Raw genomic sequence first — 23855 nt, forward strand, 5'->3', positions numbered from 1 at the left:
AGTTGAAAGTTATACCTAATTGTATTACACTTGGCAGAATTATTTTGGCAATCATGCTGTTATTCTTCGAGCCCCTAAGTTCGGCCTTTCTTGTAATTTATATCCTTTGCGGAGTCACCGATCTGATAGATGGTCCAATTGCCCGAAAATCAGGCACAACAAGTCATCTCGGAGCAAAGCTGGATTCTGCTGCCGACACGATACTAATCGGGATCTGCTTATTTACTTTGTATCCGTTTCTGGGTCTTGCACTCGAATTCATCTTATGGATCTTCTTGATCGCGGTCATCCGCATAACATCGATAGGGATCGCCCTCCGGAGATTCAAAACTTACGCAAGCATCCATACCTACGGCAATAAACTTACCGGGCTCCTCTTATTTATAACTCCTTTATGGCTTTCCCATAGTACCCACACCATTTGGACAACCATTGTCTGTATAATTGCAACCTTATCCGCCGTGGAAGAATTGATCATCCAAATCACATCCACTCAATTACAGCTGGACAGAAAAGGATGGTTTTACAACCATCCTAATCAGGAATAATGAAAGACACTGTAGTTCCCACCCCAGGAATACTTTGAATCTTCAAGCCTTGTCCATATAATTGTGTTAATCTCCGATCTGTATTAAGGAGACCAATTCCTTGATCCTTAAGACTTTTGGGCTGTAATAACTTGCTGACTTGAGCTTCATCCATTCCAATCCCCGTATCTGCAATGATAAAATGAACAGCCTCCGCATGTGTCTCGATGTGAATACGCAAGGTTCCACCTTTTGCCCGACTTAAGATCCCATGCCGGACGGCGTTCTCGACCAGTGGCTGAATCGTCAGCGGAGGAATTAGAAGCTGGAGATTCGCGTCTACTTCCCATTCAACTTGCAGCCTCTCCTCAAAACGCTGCTGCTGGATATATACATAATTCTCGACCAGCTCCAGCTCTTGCGACAGCGAAACAAGTTTGCCTGCATTTAAGAAGTCAAAGCTGATCCGCAGATAAGTAGTGAACGCATCTGAAAGATCTTTCATTTTGACAGTGTCAAAATCACTCAAGGACATAATCGAATTTAATGTATTAAAGAGAAAATGTGGATGGATCTGCGCTTGTAAATAAGCAGCCTCCATTCTCAAACGATCATTGACTGCTTGCTTCATAGAAGTGAGCGACGAAGCACGATACTTCAATTCTATGGCATCTACTGGCTTGGTTACATAGTCATTAGCGCCAGCCAAGAAACCTGCGTAGACATCCTCCTGCTCACTGCGAGCGGTCAATAGAATAATAGGAAGTTCATACATCGTGAACCGCTCGCGTATCAATCTTGTCAATTCATAACCAGACATGCCCGGCATCATCACATCAGCGATAACCAAATCAAACTGCTCATGATGCAACATATCCAGCGCCTCACGGGCTGAAGTCGTTGTATCAATCCGATAAGCTCCATCTGATAAAATATTTTGCAGAACTTTTAAATTGACCGAATCATCATCAACCGCCAGCACATGTATGATGTCAGCGTCTGTATCGAGCTTCGAGAGTGCCTCTACTTCCTTTGTATTATAGGTGGCAGCCACCATAGCTGATTTCTCAGCAGTTATCCACGTGCTGAATGGTGACAACGGATCCGAATCTTTTTCTGTATGAACATCTGGAATAGATGACTGCAGGCCCCCTTTAGCTACAGGTAATTTGAAGCTGAACTTACTTCCCTGACCCGGCTGCGATTGCAGCAATAATTCACTGCCATGCAGTTCGACCAGCTCCTTACAGATGCTAAGTCCCAGCCCAATGCCGCCTTGACCGTAAGCCCCTTGTTCATAGCGCATAAAAACACGCTTTTTCAAAGCTTCATCCATACCTACTCCTGTATCCGTAACATGTATCCATACATCCCCACCTACTTGTTCTGCGGCCAGTTCAACACTTCCCTGTTCGGTGTACTTTAGTGCGTTATGAACTAAATTAATCAGAATCTGCACCAATCGCTCCTCATCCGCATAAACACGAGGCAGTTTCTCATCTATAGACATTCGAAGCTCTACCTTCGTCCCACCGGTTAAGAAGCGTAACATATCCAGTACACCTTCAGCCAATGACCTCACTTGCAAGACCTTTATATTCATCACAATCCGCTTATCCTGCAATCGCACAACATCAAGCAAGTCATTCAGCATAAGCGACATCCGGCGACTGACCATAATTAGCAATTCCATGTCACGCTGGCTCTCTTCATCCAGCACATGTTTTTTTCTTGTTAACACACTTTGGGCAATATTCATAATCCCATGCAGTGGAGTGCGCAGCTCATGTGATGTATTGGCTAGAAAACGGTCCTTTAATTTATTGGATTCCGCCAATTGAGCGTTCAGTAACACATTTTGATGGGATTGATGAAAATATCTCCTAAACCAATAGGCGGAAAATGCGGCAAGGGCAGCAATTAAATCTACGGGATAAAACATAAATTGTGAGCTACCGGCATAGTAGACAGCCCCCCACAACATATTATTTAGTACTGCTAACACTGAAAACAATAAAAATAGAGCACCTTCAGCTCGTAAGGATACCATCTTCCAAAAATAATATACCGTCCAACACACTGGAACGTAATACAGGATCATGTAATACCCTTTTCCGATGATATATAACACTGCCTCTTCAGGACCTACAATAATAAATAAAGTAAAAATGAGAACTGACAGGATGTAACTATAAAACGCCTTGCCTTTCCGTCGATTCCCCAATAGTTCTCTTCCCATCAATAAAAGGAATAGACAAAACCCTATATACGAAAGAACCTTTAACCTCAACATCCAGGCAAAATCAACATGAAGAAACCGGAACAACAGTCCATTATGTTCAACCCCAATGGATACAGCCGCAGCGACCATCATTAGGAAAAAAATAATCAGCTCTGTTTTTCGTACATCCATCAGATAGATAATCAATAAATACAACCCATGTAGAAGAAGCATGACCCCTACGACTAGCTGCAAGCCAATGGAATTCCAGTATATAGTGTCTACCTCATGTTGAATGCCAAACTCCACGGACCGAATTATGCCCCCTTTTAGTGGAGACTCATAGTTTGACGTCCGGACAAACAGATCCAGATGCTTCTGATCTGTAGGTGTATAACTGATTAAGAATGCTTTCGTCACATAAACATGCTCTTCCTTCTCGTCAGATAACACTCCAAACCGTGAGAGAATTGTTCCATTAATCTCCACTTCAGAAGAAGTATAGATGGATTGGAACCAAAAGCTAAGTGGCTCAGACAAGGGGCGATCTAGCAGAATCCGCAAATGATAAGTTCCGTATCCATATGCCTTCTTTTGCTCTGAAGGATTAAATGCGGTACTCCAATTACCCGGCACCTGAAGCATCCGACCTTTTAAAATACGATCCATATTGGCGGCATTCACCCATTGTTGAGGATAAAACTCCCATTCTCCATCCAATGGAAAAGAGCTTAGTGATTCAAGGTCTACTCCCCGCAAATCGAGCACACCTTGCTCCACTACCGGGGCATTGGATAAAGTAAAATGATTGTACCAGCTCCAGCGTATTGCAATCAGCAGGCAGATGAATACTACTATGTACAACATATGACTTAACTTAATTTTATTCTCCGAAGTTCTCATAGACTCCTCATTCGTCAATAGTATTTAATAGTGCTATATCCCTATCTCCAACTTTGTGCAATACAGTATGATTATACTATATTAAGAGGCCTATAGACGTATGTAATCCTATGTTTAGAGGAAAAAAATCAACTATCCCATAGAGCAGATAGTTGATTTCTTCCTTAACGCTTCTTCTAATGTAGGGTTCGATGTGTTTAGATTTCTAGCAATGAGAATACTTTATCGAAACCTGCTTTGGAACGGGAAAATAATTCAGATGAACTGTGTGCGGAGGCTGGTGCCAGCACTTCTTGGGCGATAACGCCGGTATACCCGATCTTTGTAAGGCTTCCCAGGAAGCCTGTAAGATCAATAGCCCCTTCCCCTGGATACAATCGATCAAAATCAAGCAATTCTTCTATGGGCAGAGGTTTAGCATCATTGATATGGACATACGCGATTTGATGCGGTTGTAATTTCAGCAGATCCTCACTTGTTAATCCATTTGTATGCCAATGATAGGAATCCAGCAACAAGCCGATATTTCTCACTTGAATGGTGTCTATCCAGTTCAACGTATCATGCATCGTCCAGATCAGCGGATTTGCCCATTGTGTACGTAAGTGATGAGGGCCAACGAACTCTAAGGCTATCGAAATACCATAAGCGCCTAATATTTCTGCACATAGTCTTAAACGTCTAGTGGCTGCAATCATAAACGGTGCGACCGGAAGATCAGTCGAAGGTAAAATATATGTGCAGCATGTGGTGCACTTTAAGTCAGCAGCGGCCTCAGCCATCTGGGTAAGCGATTTCAGACTCTCCCTAAAGCTATCCTCTGTCGTGCGCCAATCTACCTCCAAACCAAAAGATCCTAGCATGACGCCATGACTTTCCAACAATTGAACTGCCCCATCCTTGCCATATTGCTGTACCAACTCTAATGGATTGACGTCTATGGACCGAAACCCGAATTGGCTCGCAAGTCTGATGTATTCTTCATTGGAACTAATCTCACCCAAACCTGCTGTTGTTAATCCTCTTATCATCGTCGTTCTCCCCCTTTATGACCAATCAAACAGTACATCATTGTTCTGGTTACCCATTCCAAGTCTAGCGCATTTGGCACTCGAATAAAACACCTCAGAGGACATGTCATTCCTTTCATTTTTCTTTAAAGATCCTTATACTTGCTTGAAGAAGCATTTCAAGGGAGATTGAACAGTATGGACATAAAAAAGTTACAATACTTTATCGCAGTAGCAGAGGAACTTCATTTTAACCGTGCAGCAGAGAAGCTAAATATGACGCAGCCTCCCTTAAGCCAGCAAATTCAAGCTCTGGAGAATGAGATTGGTGTGAAACTATTAGAACGGAACAAAAGACAAGTTCGTCTCACGCCAGCGGGGGCAGTATTTCTAGAGGAGGCTAAATCCATTTTATCTCAACTGGAACGCTCTATTAAAACAACACAATTAGTCGATCAAGGAATTATCGGACATTTGAACATTGGATTTATAGATTCTGCAGCTGGTGGAGTATTGGTTAATATGTTAAAAATGTTTCGGGAACGTTATCCACAAGTACAACTCAGATTACATGAGATGACGTCTGCTCAGCAATGGCAGGCTTTACATGAAGGAACGATTCACATTGGATTTGTACGTTATACAGAGTCGGGCAAACATATCGGCCATCGTCCCTTAGTCAATGAATCGCTTATTGCCGTTTTGCCAGAGCAGCATCACCTATCTCAATTACCGGTGTTATCCATTCGCTCTTTAGCTTTAGAGCCGTTTATATCGTTCCCGCGTCATTTAGGAGCTCCTTTTCATGACCTCATTATGAGCTTCTGCGCCCAACACGACATGTATCCGAATGTTGTACAGGAAGCCATTCAGATGTACACCATTGTAAATTTGGTAGCTGCTAATCTTGGAGTTTCCATTGTGCCCTCTTCAGTTGCTATTTTTCAGCGTGAAGGTGTCGCATTTCGTCCCTTTGAAGAAAGCACACCATCGATTCCCCTTTATGCCGCTTGGAGAACCGATTGCGATCGTGCCTCCTTATCCGCGTTACTAGAGATCATAGGACAAATGAGTTCAGAAGCTATTAATGGTGAATAATATAATATTCAGCCCGTTTTTCTAGGATCACGTTCAACGAGTCCTTCTAGCACCCTATCGATTTCCAACATTACTTCCCTATCCAGACGAACTCCCGCAGCTCTGGCATTTTCTATAACCTGCTCAGGCTTGGATGCCCCAATAATTGCAGAGGAGACTTGTGTATTTTGCAACACCCATGCTATAGCCAACTGCGGAAGCGTCAACCCAACTTCACTGGCGATGGAAGAGAGATTCGAGACCGCCTCAAGCACCTCAGTCCGAAGCCACTGACCCGCCAATTTATTCATAAATGGTGAGCCCGCAGCGGTTGAAGCACGAGAACCCTCTGGCAATGGTTGCCCTGGCATATATTTACCTGAAAGAATCCCTTGAGCAAGCGGTGACCAGACCACCTGTCCAATCCCTTCCCGCTCACAAGCTTGAACTACCTCCGTCTCCATCACACGCCATAACATCGAATATTGAGGTTGACTAGCCACCAATGGCACCTTCAATTCCCTCGCCAAACTAGCACCTTCTGCTATCTGATCCGCCGTCCACTCACTTATCCCGACATAGAGAATCTTACCTTGACGCACCAGATCCGAAAAAGCCAAAAAGGTCTCTTCAAGGGATACTGTTGCGTCAAAGCGATGCGCATAATAGATATCAATATAATCGGTCTGTAATCTGTTCAGTGAAGCATGGCACGCCTCCATAATATGCTTGCGAGACAGACCTCTTGCGTTACGCCCCGTCCCTGTGGGATGGCACACCTTGGTACACAATTCGATATCAGCTCTGTGCACTCCTTTTAATGCTTGGCCCAGCACCATCTCAGCTTTCGTATCGGAATATACATCTGCAGTATCAAATGTTGTGATCCCTACATCCAATGCAGCGCGAACACAAGCATGGGCAGTATCATTGTCCACTTGAGCACCATGTGTAATCCAATTACCATAAGCAATCTCACTTAGATGTAAGCCACTAGTTCCTAATTTGCGATAGTTCATTTTATACCCTCCTTTAGATAACAATCTGATTGTAACAAAGAGATATTAATACGAGAAATACTCTTTAATATGCAGTTTAATTCAAAATAGATATTACTGAGACACTTAAAGATAATAAAAAAACGCCCTTTAGGCGTTTTTCTCGGTAAATATTCTGTTTCGAAACTCTACCTTCGCCAATACTCCGGTGAGTATTAACCTCCAAGCCTTGTTACCGCACCACAACTAACAGTACAATAATTCCGAGCCAAAACAGCCAGCTTACTGGGTGACCGAAATTTAATCCCCAGCCGACTCCGAGCCTTTTTTTGACGATTAGGTTTGGATCTTTGCTATTGAAATAAATCATACCTAATAGCCATTTATCATCATCATGGACAGGTCTGACATTGGAGCTATTGGCAGATCGCTCCAAGCGGCTTTCACCCTGACCAGCCCAGAACGTTAAGGCCAAGGCGTATAGGATGATAAGGGCTATTATGATTAGGATAATAGGGATAGCGAAATTCATGTTAAGCTGAGATATCATATTTAGTTGCACGACGGAAAACAGGATAACTATTAAGAAGCTTGCTGTAAGCATAAAATATGACCAAGTACGGCGGTAAGTTGCGTCTTGTCTGATGGAACGGTTAGGATCATTGGGTTGAACCTGCTGCTTCACTCTGCGAATACTCCAATTCTCAAATATGAACAAAAGTGTTATGAACACTTGCATGATCGTAGGCATAAACACAGAACTATAAGATTTAGCTGCATAGCCGTCTACGTTCCAACTGCTGTTGTAATGGATCGGAATCTGATCAGGAATCAGATCGTAGTTGCGTAGCACATTTACAATAGTAACAACAATAATTAAAACATGAATGAGGAACCATTTATTAGACAAGCCAATGTTTCTTTTCCGAAATCCAGTGTCCACTGCCATGATCGATGGTTCCAGAGCAATAGGCAGCATAGGTAGTAAACTTTTCATTTTGAAATAATAGCTAATGTTTATGACTAGGGAGATTACGACCATGGCGAGTGAATAAGTGACAATGATCCAACTTGGTTGCTTGGAATGTTCATCACCGTATATTAGACAGAGGATACAAATAATGAATAGGATGGTATGTAAGGTAGCACTAATCCTAGCATATGACTTCCGCATCTGGCGCAGAGGCTCACTATGGAATTGTACAGGGCTGACGGTGACCCCAAAACTAATCGTCTCTCTTGTTAAATAAGGCATGCTTACCATGAGTACAATGGCAGGTACAAATACTAAGATCATTACTATAACAGGCATTATCGTCATATCATTCGCCTCCTCTTATACATAAGTGTGTATTTGAAAACTCTATAACCCTTATAGCATAGGCGATTCATCACTATGCCTTTTTGCGTATGATTATCCTATTAACTTAGGATAGGTAATCGGCTTGAACATAAATTTTATTATAATCGATTTTAGTGAATATAGGGGTGAAATTAACAATTTATCCAGTTTTTCGCTACGCAGAGCTACTCATCTGACAACTGAATTATGGCAAGTACATCTGTTTGAAATTCTGTGTAGGTAAAGGACTCGCCTCGTATCTGCAATGGTGCGGATTACTTCGTCAGAGTATAAATAAGTCCTTCCATGCTTAATATAGTACTTGCTCAGGTTTGTTCCATTAAGATATTTCTCTACAATCGCTCGATAAATAGGACGCTTCATTTCATCCACTATCAATGATAGAATGCACCGTTTCATTCGATTCAACATCAAAATAGCCAACATACGGCGTATTTTCTACTTCCGCTGATAATCGGATTTTCAGTGCAGGGAAACCATCTATTCCTAGCGACCTGCAAAAACGAACAACCGCCGCACTGCTTGCCTCCGCTTTTGTCGCTAACTCATGTATGGTCATATGCAGCACTTCTTTAGCATTTGCAAGAATGTACTCCGCTACTTTTTCTCTGATTCTGGCAATTCATTTAAGTCTAGCTCAATTTGCGAAATCATACTTCCCCGCAATTAAACCCGCTCCAACAAATGCAGGAATCAATGGTATGAAAATATTTCCGATTTTTCGCAAAAATTTCTTGAACGGTTTATCATTCTTCTTTTTAAGCTGCGCCTTCATTTGTGCGCTTTGTGCTTTGTAATTGCTCAGCCGAAGTCGCTATTTTCCTAATACTCATTTAGACTATATTGAGCAATCTAAATTTTGTATCACTTCTATGATTCCACACGTTCCATTATTGACGAATTTTTTTTTCAACATTAAACTATAAGTTAAGAAATTAAATTTCAAAAAAAAAAAACCGTTTTTTTTCATTTATTAAATTTATCCCAACATTACGGCGCAGGAGGAAATGAAAGATGACGACGACACCAAACATCATCGTAATGAACCATCCAACTAGAGAGCAGCTTGAAAAGATTTACGATATTTTAGATGAATGCTTTTCCGTAGGCCGAGCTTTTTTCCAAGAAAGATTAGACCTCGACACCACATATGATCCAGATACAACATGGTTTGCGATGGTAGACGGTAAGATTGCATCCAATGTACAAATTTTCCCGTTTCATATTAGAGTCGGTCAAGCGATCTTGAAAACAGGTGCAATGGGGAGTGTCGGTACAGATCTAAATTACCGCGGGCTGGGGCTTGCACACAAAATTCTTCATGCGCAGACCAACTATATGAAAGAAACCGATTATGATATAAGCTTGCTTTTGGCTAGCAAGCATGCGTTTTATGAAAAGGCTGGCTGGAGACTTATTCCGGAGACTGCTTTCGCAATTGAAAAACCAGCAAGTTTGGAGCAGCAGCAAAACAGTGATGAAATCATTCCTTTTGAAGCCTGTTATCTCGATGATATCCGTTTCATCTATGAACAATTCAATAAGAATCGTACCTACACCGTGATCCGAAGTAGAACGTATTGGAATGATTTATTGACCTGGCCGGAATGGAAGAAAGTTGACTGCTTGCTCCTTCGCAGAAATGGAAAAATCGTCGCTTATGGCATCATTGAAAAGAAAGATACTGAACAAGTATTTATTAATGAATTATTGTATTTGAACGAAGCCGAAAACGGCGTTGAAGCTTTGTTTCATGCCTTATGTCAGCTGCGTCAAAATGCAAAGCAAATATTAGCGATGCTCCCAGAGGACCATAAGCTATATTCCTATTACCAACAGCATCAAGCTAATTCAATTCAAATCAATATGGCGATGTGGAAAATGATCAATCTCAGTTCAACTTTCCATAAGCTTCAGCCTGAATTAGAAGATCGCCTAAACCGTAGCAACATAATTGCAGACCAGGAGCTGCATATTGCACTTCGCAGTAATGAGGACTGTATCTACTTGGATTATAAGCAAAAGCAGCTTTCTGTTTCCGATGCTAGTAATCATACCAATCCCTATACTTCAATAGAAGTAGATGAACGCGAGCTAATGACTTATATCATGTTCGGCTATAATGAAGCAGGCGCAGCAAAGGACAGTACTGAGCACGCTAACATCCTTCAAGCTCTATTTCCGAAACAACAAGCCGTGTTTTATTTGACTGATAAATTTTAAGCCATTTTTGATTCCTACCATTTTAAAATAAGGGTGTGTCGCAAGTCCAACTGCTCGGACTTATGACACACCCTTATTTTTCCATAGCGACAAAAACTAGTCGTTGTTCTTTTTTGATCTTCCTAACAGGACAGCACCGTAGGCTGCATCCTTAATCGGCAAAATCAACTTTGTTTGCGGGTAGCTCTGTGCGAGCTTTCGCTCCAAGGCTTCTTTCACAAAGCGAGACTTTTGCAGCACACTTCCTGCAATCGCAATCGGACTTTCATATAGCTTAAGCCGTTCAATAACAGGCACAACAAGCTCATATAGATTGGCTGCACATTTCTCCGCTAACGCTATTGCATGTGCATCGCCCTTCTCGCATGCGGTCGTCATAATCGGTGCGAGCTGCGCAATATCTTTTTTCGTCGTATTTTTATCATAAACAAAGCCAATAATCTCTTTCACAGTGCTTAATCCAAGCTGCTCATATACCATCGCTGGGATGACCGTATCGGTTATTCTTCCGTCCTCCACTTGAACTAATCCGGATAATAGATCGCGCCCAATACTATAACCGCTTCCCTCGTCATCAATCAGATGACCAAAACCTCCTGTGCGATGCTGCTCTCCTTTTTCATTGACCCCAAAGCAAATCGATCCTGTACCGGCAATGAGAATGATGCCTTGCATCGCATTTTGTGCCCCGTATAATGCGGTTTCTTGATCGCCAGTAATCGTTAATGGCCCGATATAACCGTTATTTCTCACATGCTGCTCCAAAAAATTGATGACCAGCGGATTACTTATTCCTGCCGCACCTATACATATATGAGCAACTTCTTGTAAATTACTGCAGTAGAGCTTCATTTGACTAAAAATTTTCTCAAAGGAAGCGGCAATAGCATCAGCATCACCACCGTTATAATTAATAGGCCCTACAGTAAAGGTGAATAAAGAGTCTTCCTGGTCATGCGTAATGGTGACAGCTGTTTTCGTGCCACCCCCATCAATTCCAACGATAAATGCCATACCTATGTCCCCTTGTTGTACTTTTTATCTACATCTGTATCGTAATCTTGGCGGTGGGTACAACCTCACCATTTAGGATTGGAAGGAGTGATTTGAATGCATCAAGTGTATACTCAAATGCCGCAATTCCGCAGAACTCGCCTTCGATTAACGGTAAATCATACGGGCGACCTAATGTAATGGCCGTTACTTTGCAGCCTGCTGCCAGCAGCTTCTGAACAAGCGCAAGCTGACCTTTGTTTTCACGCGCATTAAACAAGCCGATAACAATATGCTTGTAGCCTTGTACCTTTGGCAGCGCAGCGTTGATTTGCTCCTCACTCGGGTCAATGTCGATAATCTCATAAGCTGTATTAAAATGCTCCCCCATATATTGCGGAAAGCTAAGAGCTTGATTCAAGCTGCTGGACGCAAGATCGGTGCGGTATGAATAGGAACCCATAAATAACACTTGCTCGTCACCGGTATGAATGGGCTGGAGCTCACCTTTAATGAGGCAGATCGTTTCCGTACGCATTAGCTCATTTGCTCGGCGATGTACATCGCAGCCAACTAGTTCATAATCTAGCTCCTCAATCGTCGCATATTGTGCTTTATAAGCTAAAATTTTTGTAACAGCTGCATCAATTAGCGCTTCATCCAAGTCACCGGTGGCTACAGCTTCTTCGATCAAATGAATCGCTTCCTTCACTGTCTCAGGAGTATGACTAATGAATACCAAATCAATACCTGCTTTAACAGCTCCTAACGCTCCTTTTGCCGTACCATAGTATCGTTTGATCGCGTCCATTTCTAAACAATCCGATACAACTAACCCTTTATATCCTAATTTTCCTTTTAATATCTCTGTAATAATGGTATGAGACATAGTTCCGGGCACACCGGATTTTTCAATTTTCGGAAATAAAATATGTGCACTCATAATCGCTTGAGCTCCTTGCTCAATTGCTGCCTTAAACGGCAGCAGCTCAAGCTGCTCTAATTCCTCAAGTGTTTTTTCAATGCTAGGCAAGCCAATATGTGAATCGACATTTGTATCACCATGACCTGGAAAATGCTTAAGTGAGGACATGACGCCTCCATCGAGCAATCCCTTCATCATTTGAATTCCATACTGGGATACTGTTGCAACAGAATCACCATATGAACGAACATTTATGACTGGATTCAATGCATTATTGTTAACGTCCATAACTGGAGCTAGATTAAAATTAATACCTAATGCTTTCAATTCTCTGGCAGTCATTCTGCCTGCTGCATACGCATTTTCAGGTCGTCCTGAAGAAGCAATTGCCATGGCTCCAGCAACATTGGTCGCGTCTTTAGGCATACGAGTGACTCGACCGCCTTCTTGGTCGATCGTAATAAAACCCGGGATACCAGTATGTGTCGTGTACCATTGCTGCAGCTCAGTAACAAGCTGGCCTAATTGATATTTATTGTCGATATTATGTGAGAATAAAATAATATTGCCCACTTTATAATGCTCAATAACTTCCTTCAGCTCAGGAGTGATCTCGGTTGAAGGGAAGCCTGTTACGAACATTTGTCCAATCTTTTCGCGCAAGCTCATATGTTCTATTGTTCTCATCAATTATTCACCTTCCTCTAGCGATATAAATGATACTGCTGTGTTATTTCTGCAAATTGCTTGCTTTCCGCTGCAAACTGTTCAAGCAGCTGCTTGGCTTGCATATTTTCCGTACGATACATGCTGTCTCCCCCCAGCAAATCGATAAATGGGCGAGAGCCCTCCTTCACAGGAGGCAGGAATGAAAATTGCTCGTACAAATCTCTTATCGTAAATAATAAGGTTACCCCAACTTCTAAAGGCCTCAGCACTTGGAGATCTGTAATGTAAATTTGTACCCCGCCGCATAGCTCGCCACAATGTTTAGATGACGTTGGCTTGAAATAAACTGGACGAAAAAGCACACCCGGGATACCTTTTGCATTCATCTCATCTGCCAATTGCTGCGCTTGAATGAACGGAGCACCAATCATTTCAAACGGGAACGTTGTGCCTCGTCCTTCCGAGCAGTTCGTGCCTTCAAATAAACATGTTCCTGTATATAATAACGCTGTTTCATATCGTGGCATTCCAAGTGAAGGATGAACCCAAGTTAATCCTGTATCCGGGAAGGACATGCTCCGTTCCCAGCCTTCCAAACGAACGACATGCAGCGATGCATTCCAATTCATTTGATCATTTGCCATCGTTGCTACCTCACCTGCTGTTAAGCCGTATCGCACGGCTAGCTCGTAATTTCCAACAAATGATTTGAAGCCGGGCTTCAAGACATTCCCTTCTACCGTTACCCCGTTAAGCGGATTAACACGATCAAGAACAACAAATTCCACACCTGCATTTGCACAATCTTCAAGTGCATATAGCATCGTATAAATAAATGTGTAATAGCGTACACCAACATCTTGAATATCGTATACAATGATGTCTACTTCATTCAGCATTTCTTTTGTTAAACGCTTGGAGTCTTTACGGTACAAGCTATAGACTGGAACATTCGTAAAAGGATCCATGTAAGTGTCTACTACTGCCCCTGCATCCAAATCTCCGCGAACGCCATGCTCAGGTGAAAACATCGCAGCAAGATTAAAATTTTCATGTAATATAGTAATCGTTGATGCAAAATCCTTCGTAAGACCTGTCGGCGCTGTAATCAATCCTACGCGCTTACCTTCGAACAAATAACGATAATTCGTTATAGAATCAATCCCATTTAACACCATATGAAGCTGCCTCCTAGCTGCTTTTTCGCATAAATGGATAGAACAAGGGAATGTTTCCTGCTATACATAGAAACACTCCCTCTTAGCTAGTTGAATAGTTACCAAAGACTAGACTGCCTAACCTTCACCGTTTCAGCTGGCACCATAAATGCTTCTGCATATGTCTTTCTTGCTTCACAGCCGCGAACAACTGCTAGTGCTTTATAATAATCCATGTATTTGAAAGATTTGCTATTCGTCACAAACCAATGCTTGCTTAAAGCATCTATCCATAGATCAAATGCCGCTTGATCGAAATCCACATATACGTAAGGGACATAATCAACCGCATCCTCCCAGTTTTCGGAGTAATATAATCTTGCTGCAAAGTGCGCGGGGAGCGCTCGTTCAAAGGATGATAGACTTGCGAAGAAACGGGCATCATTTACGATATGATGCGTTAGCGCATGGTCCTTATGCATACTGTTTTTCCAGTGTGTAATAATAATGTTAGGCTTCACGCGACGAATTACATCACAAACCTCCATACGAATTTCTTGATTGTCAGGCAACTCTCCGTCACAATAATCATCGAATACAATGGCTTCACCGCCTAGCATATCCGCAAAAACCTGTGCCTCTTTCACTTTTTGCTGACGATATTCCTTCATATCCTGTCCTGCCGGGACCCCTCGTTCACCCGCAGTTAACGCTAGTGTCACAATGCGATCTCCCTTTAAACTATGACTAGCGAGCACACCACCAGAAGCTAGCTCCACATCACCAACATGCGCTCCAATTGCTAATACTGTGAATTTTTCGCTCATCTTTAAAGTTCCCTCCGCAATAAAGAAAATTGTTTTTCAATAGTAAAGCCCGCTTTTTGATAGATTCGAAGAGCCGGATTATTATTTCCAGTGAATAGAGAGATATATTGACAGCCCACATTTTGAAAAGCTTCAACCATTCTGAAAAATAATACACTGCCAAGGCCATTCCCCTCATGCTCTGGGTGCACTCCGATACCGCAAAAAAATGCTCTTCCATCAGGCTGCGAAATAATTGGACCCGCAAAGCCCACAACCTCGTTGCCGTACACAGCTACTACAAGTGGTGCGCCAACCTTCACATAAGTAACAACATCCTTCTTCCACTGCGGATTTTGCAGGGCAGCAAGCGTTGCTTCAAGCCCTGTATGTAAATCAGGGACATAGGAAGTAATGTAATAGTCCTTGCTATTTGCATTGGTTTCCTTATCTAAAATATCTTCGGGAACTATAAAGCTTCCGAGTTTTAAATACATGCCGCATTGCCTCGCTCGATCTTCGTAGCCTCTAGCAATTAAAGCTTCATATAATGGCTGGTCCTTACTGATGCCCGGGGCATTATTATGCTCATGCTGAGGTGCACTTGGTATACTCCACTTCAGCTTAACAGGGTTGAAAAACAATACATCCGCTTGTCTTTTCCCAAGTTCTTGGAATCTTTTTTCTAAACGCAATAGAAAAGCATCGTAAAGCTCCAGAGAAGCCACATGGGTATCTATAATAACACTCGTAATATAACCCGCCACATCTCCAAGAGGGAGATCGTCACCGCAGCAGCCAGCTGCAAAACCAACAATCCCTTTTTCGTCACAGCCTACCCATATACAGTCAGCGTCAAAATAAGGATGGTCGATGAATGTATCTTGAAACTCTCGCTCTGTAAATGGCTTATAATCATATTTTGTAGCCTCACGATTCCAAAGCTCTACAACTGCAGAGTGATCTTCAATTGAAAAGGGTCTGATTTGCATCATTTAAGCCTCCTGTGAACGTCCAATATAGGGCCAGGAAATTTTGCCCATTACTACTGGCTGTGAAGCTCCAGTTACTAGCGGGATATTGTTTGGTAAGCGCTCCATCGTGTAATACGCTAGCAGAGCAAAAGCAATTGCTTCCTTAGCATCACTATTACCACCGATATCCTCCTGCGTCAGCACCTGCACGTTATGCGGTGCAAATAAGTGTTGTAAATCACGCAAAAGCGTCTTGTTATAGCTTCCACCGCCGCCAATTAACAATTGCTCAGCCTGATGCTGCGGTGCAATATACCGTTCATAGCTATCGACGATGCTCCAGGCAGTTAAGTACGTAGCTGTTGCAACAACATCTTCCGCTTTCCAGTGATTAACCTTCATCATTTCAATAATTTGTGCCACGTATTGTTGGCCAAACCGTTCTCTGCCTGTCGATTTTGGTAACGGCATCTTATAATATTTATCCTGCTGCATCCATTTCAATAGCTCATCAATCACTTGACCGCCCGCACCAATTTCGCCATCAACATCCATGGTCATAGGTGCAAATAATTGCAATACAAGGCCATCGATAATCATATTTCCAGGACCCGTATCAAAAGCAAATACCTCATCCGGTGAGGCATTTACAGGCAAAACAGTCACATTGCCTATTCCGCCAATATTTTGCATCAGAATTGTTTTCTCTGGATTGTTAAACAATAAGTATTCGGTAAATGGTACTAACGGAGCTCCTTGTCCACCCATTGCCATGTCAGCAACTCGAAAGTCTGATACGCAAGGAATTCCTGTGCGATTGGCGATAACTGCACCATCCCCAATCTGAACAGTACAATGCAGATTATAGCCGCCCATAACATTCTCTTCCGGAGCATGATAGATTGTTTGACCATGCGAACCTACTGCGAATATTTGCGAAGGCGAAAGGCCGCATTTCCCTATAACGGATAATGTGGCTTGGGCGTATAATTCGCCAAGCCACATATTCATTGCGCCAACCTTATCAATCGTAGCGCTAGCGGGATCAAAAAGCTCAAATATGGAGTTTCTAACTTGCACCTCAAAAGGTGTGTTTTCAAAAGCCAGTAATTCAATCTCTACTCCATGCTCTTTTTCGGCTGATGGGAAAAGCTTAACTACTGCTGCATCAATACCATCTACTGATGTACCTGACATCAAGCCAACTAAGTATGTTGCATCAACTTTTGATTGTTTGTCCATTAACCTTTCACCGCTCCAACTGTTACCCCTTCAAGGAAGTATTTTTGTAAACTGAAGAACAAAATAAACATTGGAACTGCTGAAATGGTTGCCCCCGCCATCATCGGTGCAAAGTAAGTTGTATTCGCAAAGCGAAAGTTTTTCAAGCCGACCTGAATGGTTTGCATATCCATCGTATTCGTTACTAGGAACGGCCAGAAAAAGTCATTCCATGCCGCCATGAACGTTAGGATTGCTAGTACTGCCATAATTGTTTTAGATAGAGGCATAATGATATACCAGAAGATTTTAGGCTGGGAACAACCTTCGATTTTAGCAGATTCAATAATTTCACCTGGAATGGAGGACATGAACTGCTTAACCAAGAAGATATTGTATACCGTTACTATGCTCGGCATAATCAACGCTGTGTACGTATTTTGTAATTCAAAAATGTTTACGATCAAAATATATAGTGGAACCTGAGTGACTTGAACAGGAATCATCATAGATCCCAGCAAAATAGCGAACAAAATGTTTTTCCCTTTAAATTTCATTTTTGCAAAAGCATATCCAGCAAGTGTAGCAAAAAATACGTTAGATACCGTGATACACGCTGCCACTATAAAGGAGTTCAATAACCAGTCCCATGTATGTGGGCTGAAGTTAAAGAAGAATTTATAAGATTCAAATGAAATCTTCGATGGTAGGATAGAATAGCTCATTGCACCAGCTTCTACCGGATCACCGAACGAGGAGATGACCATAAAGTATATCGGGAATATGGTAGCTGCGGCAAATAGGATAAGGAACGTAATGTTTGCACCATTACGTATAAACAGATACCCTTTGCTTCTTAAGCTATTGTTGTACAAACCCATAGTATTCTGCTCCTTTTCCTAGTATTCTACATCTTTACCTATAAACTTGAATTGAAGGAATGAGATAAATCCGATAATCGCTGCTAGAACTAATGATTGTGCCGCTGCCTCACCAAACTCAAAATATGTGAACGCATTGTTAAAGATTAACAAACCTACCATTGTTGTTGCATGGTCTGGTCCACCGCCTGTCATAAGATAAGCGTTTTGGAATACTTGGAAGGAACCGATAACACCAGTAACAAGTAGGAATAGCGTTGTTGGCTTAAGGAAAGGGACAACGATAAACCAAAGCTTTTGCAGGAAAGACGCGCCATCAATTTCAGCTGCTTCATAATAGCTGTTATCAATAGCGAGTAATGCGGCTATATAAATAATAATTGCTGTACCATGACTTGATAACCATGACATTAATACAAGTGAGAACATTGCAGTTGCACTGGAACCAAGCCAGTTTTGATTTTCAATACCTAAAAAACTCACGAGCTTATTGGCAATACCTGATTTTAACGGATCGAAGATCCACAGCCACACAACAGAAAGCGCTACACCAGATGCTACGGCTGGCAAGTAATATAGTGCTTTAAAGATCGTTTGTGTTTTTTTCTTGAAAGGAATAATCAAAATTGAAATTAAAAATGATAGAAGAATATTAAACGGAACAGTTAATAGCGTATATACTAACGTATTTTTCAGCGCTTTCCAGAAAAGTTCATCTGAAAAAGAGTTAACGAAGTTATCCACGCCGACAAAAGTGGATCCTAATGGACCATATTTTTGTAAGCTGATAATAAAAGCATTGATGACTGGATATGCGGTAAATAAAGAAAACGCAATAAGTGCTACTGCGATAAACGCGTATCCCCAACCTGAGTCACTTTCGAGTTTCAATTTTTTTCTTTTAGTCAACGTTTGATTCATTGGGTCGCACCTCTCTTCTAAAAACAGTACAAGCTCTAGCTAATTTAGAAGGAAAGCTGTACGTTCTAGCTACGCACAGCTTTCACATGTCAGCCTACGACAGACTAGTCAACTACAATACCATCTTTACCGAAAGATTTAATTGCAGCTGCTTTAACTGCATCATACATTTCTTGTGGAGCAATCTCATTTGCAAGTAAGGCTTGTAGTTTAGGAATAATAACTTCTGTTTCAATTTTTAATGCTTCAGCAGCCAGATCAGTAGGAATATCTGTACGAGCCGGAAGCGCTTTTGCCATCATAGCTTTACCTGCAGCAACGTTATCTTCGTTACGAGGGAATTTTTCAAGTACTTCTGCATTACGTGCAGATTCAGTAATTGGTGATAAGAACAGCTCATTACTGTAGTTAGCAGCAATTGAACCAGAAGACAAGAAATTCGTTGCTAGGGCAATATTTTTGATGTGCTCTTCAGATGGAGCTTTTTTACCACGAAGTGCGATATAACCATCAACGATTGAAGTAGGGACATAATCGGCACCGTTGAATGTTGGGACTGGAAGTGAAATATAATCAACTTCAATAGAATCTGCAACAGCTGAACCATCGTTCGCTTTAATCTTCTCATTGTTTAGACGAGCAGAGTTTTCAAATGCAGATAAACCTTTACCTGTGATCATCGTTTGACCCGTTAGGAACATGTTCCACCGTTTACCAGCATCGATAGAGCTTAGCTCTTTAGGCATAGAACCATCGTTGATCATTTCGCGAATAGATGTAAGTAGCCCCAAGAAGTTTTTGCTTGTATACGTATATTTAAGATCTTTATCGAAGTAATCTGGTAAACCAGCAGTTTTAGCAAGAATAGCTAGATAGTCTTTAGATGCTACACCAGATGTTGCGAACACGAAACCATAACGAGTAGTTTCACCTTTATCATTTTTCACTACGCCTTTAGAAATTGCATTACGGAACTCTTCATAAGTCCAACCGTTTTGTTGAATGCTTTTCCAATCAATTCCGGCTTCTTCAAGGAATTGTTTGTTACCACCGATAGTGTGGATTTCCATATACGCTGGTAGGCCGTATTGAGCGTCACCTAGTTGGAAATATTTCAATGGAACTTCGTCATAATCTGCCTTGGCTTCATCAGAAAGGGCACCGTTAAGGTCGATTAGTACATTAAGTGCTGCATATTTCGAAATTCCTGAAGCACCGATAAAAGCAATATCTGGAGGAGAACCTGCATTTACTTGAGTATCAAGTTTTTGCGTCATATCTTCCCAGCTCGCTGGCTCGATTTTCAAAGTCAAGTTAGGATGTAGTGTATTAAATTCTTTTTCCATATCAGCAAAACGTGTTTGATAGTTCGCTGATATCGGAGGTAAAAGTGCTGTAATCGTATCCTTTTTAGGCTCAGAACCACCGTTACTAGTTCCTGTGTTACCGGAATCTGTAGAAGCTGGAGCGTTATTTCCGTTTCCTCCGCAAGCCGATAATAGTGATACCATCATGATTCCTGACAAAAACAGAGTTAATCCACGTGATCTTTTTTTCATCGAAAACAGCCTCCTCAATTATTAATAGCATCCATCCTGTTATTCCACTTTTCACACCTAAACCAATGATGCGATTGCCTGTTTCAAGCGTCCTCCGTTTGTGTTAAGTACTTGTTCTGCTTCTTTTGCATCTAACCCCGATTTAATCATCATAATTGCCAGCTTACAGTTCATAGATGCTTTTTCAAGTGTTTCTGCTGCGGTTGATGTATCTACACCAGTCGTGTTCATGATGATACGAATCGAGCGATCTACGAGCTTAAAATTACTAGCCTTCAGATCAACCATCAAGTTGTTGTACGTTTTTCCTAACTTGACCATTGTGCATGTTGTCAGCATATTAAGCACCAACTTCTGAGCAGTTCCTGCCTTTAATCGAGTCGAACCGCTAATGACCTCAGGTCCTACAACAGGTGTTATACAAACATCTACAATGGGTTCGAACTTTGAGCCTCTGTTGTTACAAACACCGATAGTGGCTGCTCCAAGTTCCTTTGCTTTCGCTAAAGCTGCAATAACGTAGTTTGCACTACCGCTTGCCGAAATCCCAATAAGTACATCTTTGTTTGTTACACCAATGCTTTCGATTAATGCGATCCCTTCATCCATATCGTCTTCACAGCCTTCAACCGCAGTACGCAAAGCAATATCACCACCAGCAATATAGCCCTGCACCAAGGAAGGATCTGTACCAAAGGTAGGAGGACATTCGGAAGCATCCAGAACACCTAATCTTCCTGATGAGCCAGCTCCTATGTAAAACATTCTTCCACCATTAGACAACCTATGATGTAGAATATCTACCGCCTTTGCAATCTGCGGAATCTCCTCAGCTATAGCTCTGGGGACTAGTGCATCTTGTTGATTCATTAACTGGATCATTTCTTCCGTAGTACATTCATCAATCATTAATGTGTCTGGATTCACAGCCTCTGTTGTCAATCCCGCAAGGTAGTCATTCATAGCCATCCTCCTTCTTCCCAGCCTTAATCTGTCATTTAATTAACAAAACGTGTTAGATTAACTTACAATTATTATGTTCTTATACTAATACAACACCATCGCTTCGTCAATAGATTTTGAAATATAATTTCATGAAGAAATTAAATTCTGATGTTTTATTTCATTCCTTACATACTATGTTATACCACATTTATAAAGCGCTTACAAGATGCAATTTAAATTTTTAACAATTGCTTTGATCGCTATGGCTCTAAGGTTAAAGCGATTTAAAAAAATGTATTATTTGCTGATTATCGCTCCAAACGAAACATAAAGTTACATCATCCGTGTTCAACCGGATGATGTTTCGTCTTCAATTCCATTCATTTTCTTCCTCATAATTGTGTGCCAAGCTATTAATTATTGAATTAAACTACTTATTATATTCATTAGATCAACGTATTCATCATGTAGATAATCTGACATGGATTGATAAGTAGTACATTTTAGTACACGAATAAGTGAATGAAATACAAAAAAAGAAAGCATTGATCCATGATCAATGCTTTCCTCCACATTCATTCTATCAGAACCTAATTTCTAAGTTTTTTCTTTAATATATTATGCGTTTTTGTTAAGTAGGTTTTTACTTCTTCATATTCAGCACTTGCGACACCAGCAAATAATATGTCGATGATCGTAAGCATCGCAATACGCGAGCCCATAGCCCCACTGCGGATTGTTATTTCAGGTGTGGATATGCTCAATACAATATCCGCCCGCTCCGCAAGCTCACTTTTATTGTACTTCGTAATCGCAATACATTTCGCTCTATTCTTTTGGGCAATTTCCAGTGCATCAATAATATCACTAGTTGCTCCAGAGTTAGAAATGAAAATGGCAACATCATCTTTCTCAAGTAAAGTTGCTGCCGTGAGCTGACTATGACCATCTGTATAGGCATGACACATCTTATTAATTCGCGAGAACTTCTGTTCCCCGTCCATACAAACGAGTCCCGAAGCACCTATTCCAAAGAAAACAATTCGCTTACTATGACATAGTAATTCTACAGCTCTTGTAATTTCTTTTCGATCAATAACACTAAGCGTATCCTCAATGGACTTGCAATTATTCAATGAAATATTTGATATAATTGTCGAGAGATCATCACCTGGCTGAATATCTGTATATTGAGCCTTTGAATCCTCATCACGAGAACCCAAAGATGCCGATATACTCACAATAAAATTGCGGTATCCGCTGTAACCCATCGTCTTACAGAAACGAAGGACAGATGCATCGCTTGTCTTACTCGATTGAGCCAATTCCTTAATCGACAAATGAGGGATCTCTTCCGTATTTTCTAAAATGTAATCTCCGACCAATCGTTCAACTGGTGTATAACTCTCTCGCATATCACGAATTTTAATTAATACGTTGTCATTTAGACTCATAATCTACCTACTCTAGATTTAATTAACACCTTTATTAATATCATAAACAATATAAACAACCTATTACAATAACAAAATACGTTTCGGCATATCAAAAGCTAATATTAATTAATCTATTAAAATCATCCTACTCTTAGGTCATCTGGTGACTTTACGTTGATTATAGCGTAATAAAGTTGTAAGGTATAGTCGATAATTATATACTTTCTGATATGGTGAAACAAGGGACCACAAAGGTCCCCGAAGATTCTTTCTATTGTTCTCAGCATACGTAATACGCATGTATTTTTAAATTTTACTGCCCTCTAAATATGACTCGATTTGTCAACTACATTCTTTGATGTAGCACCGTTGCTTGAACCATTTAATTTGCTAGCAAGCTGCTTTAATGCAGTCAAGAACACCGGCATGGCCGCTACACTTAGTAATAATAGTGCAATGATTAATACGAATGCTACCTGTATAAGTGTCATTACGCCCGAAGGAATCAACGCGGCGCAGGTGATCCAACATCCCCTTCAAGCTCGTTATACCGCATCATCAGGAATATGCTGTAATCAACGCCCAGGGCTGCAATCATAATGAAGCTGAAAAATGGAACGATCCAGCTCAAGATTTCACTGATTCCAAGAGAAGTAAGTACACTAGCACCAAGGAAGCAATAATGAACAGAGAACTGGACACAGAGCGCGTAATGACTATTAGCACAATTAAGATTCCGACCAGCATAATCACGGCTGTACGTACAAAGTCATCCTGTGAAATATTCTGCAAATCAGCATTGGTTGCAGTTGTTCCTGTTAAGGCTGCTTGCACTCCTTGCAAGTCGCTGCCCCATCTAATGGCATTCCAAAAGCTGTCTGCAAGTTCTTCTTCGAGCTCAAGCGAATACAGTAACTCACCTTCTTCCATCATTTTAGCGAACTTCTTCAAAGGGCCATATACAGTGCAGATCAATGCCATAGAAGGCAGGGGGCGTAACAATTTCTCCTCCTTACTTGATTTGGCTATATCTAGAATGAATTTTT

Annotated in this window: 19 protein-coding genes and 3 pseudogenes; 3 read left to right on the forward strand and 19 right to left on the reverse strand. The window is 41.3% G+C overall.

The annotated features are described in order from the left end of the window. The first annotated feature begins 2 nt into the window (after positions 1 to 2). Positions 3 to 548 (forward strand): CDP-alcohol phosphatidyltransferase family protein, encoded by a 546-nt coding sequence (locus MKZ16_RS20205; protein WP_076106418.1) that lies wholly within the window; start codon positions 3 to 5, stop codon positions 546 to 548. Here the strand turns inward: MKZ16_RS20205 and MKZ16_RS20210 are convergent. Continuing rightward, positions 535 to 3615: an ATP-binding protein gene (locus MKZ16_RS20210; protein WP_256718370.1), complete on the reverse strand. Its 3081-nt coding sequence runs from the start codon at positions 3613 to 3615 to the stop codon at positions 535 to 537. The two genes, MKZ16_RS20205 and MKZ16_RS20210, sit on opposite strands and share 14 nt — an antisense overlap. A gap of 233 nt (positions 3616 to 3848) precedes the next feature. Further along, the gene (locus tag MKZ16_RS20215) at positions 3849 to 4682 is read right to left on the reverse strand and encodes a sugar phosphate isomerase/epimerase family protein (protein ID WP_076106422.1); all 834 of its coding nucleotides are present in this window, start codon (positions 4680 to 4682) and stop codon (positions 3849 to 3851) included. Positions 4683 to 4859: 177 nt separating this feature from the next. On the opposite strand from MKZ16_RS20215, the gene MKZ16_RS20220 reads away from it, so the two are divergent. After that, positions 4860 to 5759 carry a LysR family transcriptional regulator gene (locus MKZ16_RS20220; RefSeq protein ID WP_036688700.1) on the forward strand — a complete coding sequence of 300 codons (900 nt, stop codon included), beginning with the start codon at positions 4860 to 4862 and terminating at the stop codon, positions 5757 to 5759. 8 nt (positions 5760 to 5767) lie between these two features. On the opposite strand, the gene MKZ16_RS20225 is transcribed toward MKZ16_RS20220, so the two are convergent. The 4 genes and pseudogenes from MKZ16_RS20225 to MKZ16_RS20240 form a co-directional block, all read right to left on the reverse strand. Then, a complete protein-coding gene (locus MKZ16_RS20225; protein WP_036688702.1) occupies positions 5768 to 6757 on the reverse strand; it encodes an aldo/keto reductase family protein in 990 nt (329 codons plus the stop codon). A gap of 211 nt (positions 6758 to 6968) precedes the next feature. Beyond that, positions 6969 to 8057, reverse strand: coding sequence for a DUF1648 domain-containing protein (locus MKZ16_RS20230; protein ID WP_076106424.1), 1089 nt, complete (start codon positions 8055 to 8057; stop codon positions 6969 to 6971). A gap of 406 nt (positions 8058 to 8463) precedes the next feature. Beyond that, a complete protein-coding gene (locus MKZ16_RS20235; RefSeq protein WP_249267671.1) occupies positions 8464 to 8658 on the reverse strand; it encodes a hypothetical protein in 195 nt (64 codons plus the stop codon). A gap of 84 nt (positions 8659 to 8742) precedes the next feature. Further along, positions 8743 to 8877 (reverse strand): annotated as a pseudogene (locus MKZ16_RS20240) (PTS sugar transporter subunit IIC); the annotation flags it as partial. A gap of 236 nt (positions 8878 to 9113) precedes the next feature. Between MKZ16_RS20240 and MKZ16_RS20245 the strand changes: the two are divergent. Continuing rightward, complete coding sequence (locus MKZ16_RS20245) at positions 9114 to 10322, forward strand: GNAT family N-acetyltransferase (RefSeq protein ID WP_076100315.1); 1209 nt, start codon at positions 9114 to 9116, stop codon at positions 10320 to 10322. 96 nt (positions 10323 to 10418) lie between these two features. On the opposite strand, the gene MKZ16_RS20250 is transcribed toward MKZ16_RS20245, so the two are convergent. From MKZ16_RS20250 to MKZ16_RS20310, 13 genes and pseudogenes are all read right to left on the reverse strand, one after another. Continuing rightward, complete coding sequence (locus MKZ16_RS20250; RefSeq protein WP_076100313.1) at positions 10419 to 11336, reverse strand: BadF/BadG/BcrA/BcrD ATPase family protein; 918 nt, start codon at positions 11334 to 11336, stop codon at positions 10419 to 10421. Positions 11337 to 11364: 28 nt separating this feature from the next. Further along, a complete protein-coding gene (locus MKZ16_RS20255) occupies positions 11365 to 12927 on the reverse strand; it encodes a glycoside hydrolase family 3 protein (RefSeq protein WP_076106426.1) in 1563 nt (520 codons plus the stop codon). A gap of 17 nt (positions 12928 to 12944) precedes the next feature. Beyond that, complete coding sequence (locus MKZ16_RS20260; protein ID WP_076100310.1) at positions 12945 to 14087, reverse strand: DUF1343 domain-containing protein; 1143 nt, start codon at positions 14085 to 14087, stop codon at positions 12945 to 12947. A gap of 98 nt (positions 14088 to 14185) precedes the next feature. Beyond that, a complete protein-coding gene (locus MKZ16_RS20265) occupies positions 14186 to 14893 on the reverse strand; it encodes a PIG-L family deacetylase (RefSeq protein ID WP_076106428.1) in 708 nt (235 codons plus the stop codon). A gap of 2 nt (positions 14894 to 14895) precedes the next feature. Beyond that, positions 14896 to 15867 carry a GNAT family N-acetyltransferase gene (locus MKZ16_RS20270; RefSeq protein WP_256715534.1) on the reverse strand — a complete coding sequence of 324 codons (972 nt, stop codon included), beginning with the start codon at positions 15865 to 15867 and terminating at the stop codon, positions 14896 to 14898. Next, a complete protein-coding gene (locus MKZ16_RS20275; protein ID WP_076106430.1) occupies positions 15868 to 17088 on the reverse strand; it encodes an anhydro-N-acetylmuramic acid kinase in 1221 nt (406 codons plus the stop codon). Beyond that, positions 17088 to 17948, reverse strand: a complete 861-nt coding sequence (locus MKZ16_RS20280; protein WP_036688719.1) for a carbohydrate ABC transporter permease — start codon at positions 17946 to 17948, stop codon at positions 17088 to 17090. The genes MKZ16_RS20275 and MKZ16_RS20280 overlap by 1 nt, the downstream gene beginning before the upstream one ends. 18 nt (positions 17949 to 17966) lie before the next feature. Further along, entirely contained in the window at positions 17967 to 18869 is a 903-nt protein-coding gene (locus MKZ16_RS20285) for a sugar ABC transporter permease (RefSeq protein WP_036688721.1), read from the reverse strand. Positions 18870 to 18973: 104 nt separating this feature from the next. Further along, positions 18974 to 20428 carry an extracellular solute-binding protein gene (locus MKZ16_RS20290; RefSeq protein ID WP_036688723.1) on the reverse strand — a complete coding sequence of 485 codons (1455 nt, stop codon included), beginning with the start codon at positions 20426 to 20428 and terminating at the stop codon, positions 18974 to 18976. A gap of 57 nt (positions 20429 to 20485) precedes the next feature. Then, positions 20486 to 21391 (reverse strand): N-acetylmuramic acid 6-phosphate etherase, encoded by a 906-nt coding sequence (gene murQ / locus MKZ16_RS20295; RefSeq protein WP_042129111.1) that lies wholly within the window; start codon positions 21389 to 21391, stop codon positions 20486 to 20488. Positions 21392 to 21963: 572 nt separating this feature from the next. Then, complete coding sequence (locus MKZ16_RS20300) at positions 21964 to 22827, reverse strand: MurR/RpiR family transcriptional regulator (RefSeq protein ID WP_036688728.1); 864 nt, start codon at positions 22825 to 22827, stop codon at positions 21964 to 21966. A gap of 305 nt (positions 22828 to 23132) precedes the next feature. Beyond that, positions 23133 to 23670: pseudogene (locus tag MKZ16_RS20305) on the reverse strand (MMPL family transporter); the annotation flags it as partial. A gap of 54 nt (positions 23671 to 23724) precedes the next feature. After that, positions 23725 to 23790 (reverse strand): annotated as a pseudogene (locus MKZ16_RS20310) (hypothetical protein); the annotation flags it as partial. Between the last annotated feature and the right edge of the window lie 65 nt (positions 23791 to 23855).

This window comes from Paenibacillus sp. FSL R5-0928, assembly GCF_037970385.1.
Taxonomy (GTDB): Bacteria; Bacillota; Bacilli; order Paenibacillales; family Paenibacillaceae; genus Paenibacillus_AQ; species Paenibacillus_AQ odorifer.

What these genes read in the sequence shown, in the direction of transcription:
- MKZ16_RS20280 (WP_036688719.1), bottom strand. Translation starts at nt 17,948, where the DNA reads ATGGGTTTGTACAACAATAGCTTAAGAAGCAAAGGGTATCTGTTTATA.
- MKZ16_RS20220 (WP_036688700.1), top strand. Translation starts at nt 4,860, where the DNA reads ATGGACATAAAAAAGTTACAATACTTTATCGCAGTAGCAGAGGAACTT.
- MKZ16_RS20270 (WP_256715534.1), bottom strand. Translation starts at nt 15,867, where the DNA reads ATGATGCAAATCAGACCCTTTTCAATTGAAGATCACTCTGCAGTTGTA.
- MKZ16_RS20260 (WP_076100310.1), bottom strand. Translation starts at nt 14,087, where the DNA reads ATGGTGTTAAATGGGATTGATTCTATAACGAATTATCGTTATTTGTTC.
- MKZ16_RS20210 (WP_256718370.1), bottom strand. Translation starts at nt 3,615, where the DNA reads ATGTTGTACATAGTAGTATTCATCTGCCTGCTGATTGCAATACGCTGG.
- murQ (WP_042129111.1), bottom strand. Translation starts at nt 21,391, where the DNA reads ATGAATGACTACCTTGCGGGATTGACAACAGAGGCTGTGAATCCAGAC.
- MKZ16_RS20230 (WP_076106424.1), bottom strand. Translation starts at nt 8,057, where the DNA reads ATGACGATAATGCCTGTTATAGTAATGATCTTAGTATTTGTACCTGCC.
- MKZ16_RS20300 (WP_036688728.1), bottom strand. Translation starts at nt 22,827, where the DNA reads ATGAGTCTAAATGACAACGTATTAATTAAAATTCGTGATATGCGAGAG.
- MKZ16_RS20250 (WP_076100313.1), bottom strand. Translation starts at nt 11,336, where the DNA reads ATGGCATTTATCGTTGGAATTGATGGGGGTGGCACGAAAACAGCTGTC.
- MKZ16_RS20275 (WP_076106430.1), bottom strand. Translation starts at nt 17,088, where the DNA reads ATGGACAAACAATCAAAAGTTGATGCAACATACTTAGTTGGCTTGATG.
- MKZ16_RS20265 (WP_076106428.1), bottom strand. Translation starts at nt 14,893, where the DNA reads ATGAGCGAAAAATTCACAGTATTAGCAATTGGAGCGCATGTTGGTGAT.
- MKZ16_RS20255 (WP_076106426.1), bottom strand. Translation starts at nt 12,927, where the DNA reads ATGAGAACAATAGAACATATGAGCTTGCGCGAAAAGATTGGACAAATG.
- MKZ16_RS20285 (WP_036688721.1), bottom strand. Translation starts at nt 18,869, where the DNA reads ATGAATCAAACGTTGACTAAAAGAAAAAAATTGAAACTCGAAAGTGAC.
- MKZ16_RS20215 (WP_076106422.1), bottom strand. Translation starts at nt 4,682, where the DNA reads ATGATAAGAGGATTAACAACAGCAGGTTTGGGTGAGATTAGTTCCAAT.
- MKZ16_RS20235 (WP_249267671.1), bottom strand. Translation starts at nt 8,658, where the DNA reads ATGACCATACATGAGTTAGCGACAAAAGCGGAGGCAAGCAGTGCGGCG.
- MKZ16_RS20245 (WP_076100315.1), top strand. Translation starts at nt 9,114, where the DNA reads ATGACGACGACACCAAACATCATCGTAATGAACCATCCAACTAGAGAG.
- MKZ16_RS20225 (WP_036688702.1), bottom strand. Translation starts at nt 6,757, where the DNA reads ATGAACTATCGCAAATTAGGAACTAGTGGCTTACATCTAAGTGAGATT.
- MKZ16_RS20290 (WP_036688723.1), bottom strand. Translation starts at nt 20,428, where the DNA reads ATGAAAAAAAGATCACGTGGATTAACTCTGTTTTTGTCAGGAATCATG.